1 protein-coding gene is annotated in these 875 nt (G+C 74.3%); it reads left to right on the top strand.

Translation table 11 applies throughout. The features are described from left to right. Positions 1–875: glycosyltransferase (locus R6V09_RS54010; protein WP_317888676.1), on the top strand; the 875-nt coding region annotated here is incomplete at both ends.

Below are 875 nucleotides of genomic sequence, written 5' to 3'. Positions count from 1 at the left end.
AACGCGATGGAACGCGCCGCGGCCCGCACCCGTTTCGGCCTGCCCGCGAACGCGCCGCTGGCCCTGCTGGTCGCCGGTTCCTGGGGTGTGGGCCCGGTACGGCAGGTCGCCAGGGAGCTGCGCGACTGCGGTGCGGCCGTACCGGTCGTGGTCTGCGGCCGCAACGAGGCGCTGGCCGAACAGCTCCGCGCGGACGGCGTCGAGCACGTCCACGGCTGGGTCGACGACATGCCCGGTCTGATGCACGCCGCCGACGTCCTGGTCCAGAACGCCGGCGGACTGACCTCGCTGGAGGCCTTCGCCGCGGGCCTGCCCGTCGCCAGCTACGGCTGCATACCCGGCCACGGGCTGACCAACGCGTCCGCCCTGGACCAGGCGGGCGTCGCCGCGTGGATCCGGGACCCGACCCAACTCAAGCATGTGCTGGGCGAGTTGATCGACGGACCGCGCGGGCTGCTGCAGCGGGAGGCGGGGCTCGCACTGTTCGCGGGCGGCGCTTCGGCTGAGCTTCCGGGCAGGGGACCGGATCCGGCCGCCGGCAAGAACCGCGGCACCGTCACCGACGAAAGCCGCAGCACCGGCACCGGGGAAAGCCACAGCACCGGCACCGGGGAAAGCCACAGCACCGGCGCGTGGGAATGCCGCGGCACAGTCGCCGACGAAAGCCGCGCCACGGTATCGGGGGAGAACGGCGGCACCGGAGTACACCAGGGTCCTGCCATGGACGCGGACCGGGGCCCTGCCGCCGAGACGGTACGGATCTGCCGGGCCGGCGTCGGACCCGCCACTCCGATCGCTGTCCGCCGGACCCGTGCGGTCCGTCCCACCGCCCTACGGCTCGCGACCACCACCGCCCTGGCCTGCGCGGTCTGGGC

This window comes from Streptomyces sp. W16 (assembly GCF_033194735.1).
Classification (GTDB): Bacteria; Actinomycetota; Actinomycetes; order Streptomycetales; family Streptomycetaceae; genus Streptomyces.
This window is presented reverse-complemented; position numbering and strand designations above follow the sequence as displayed.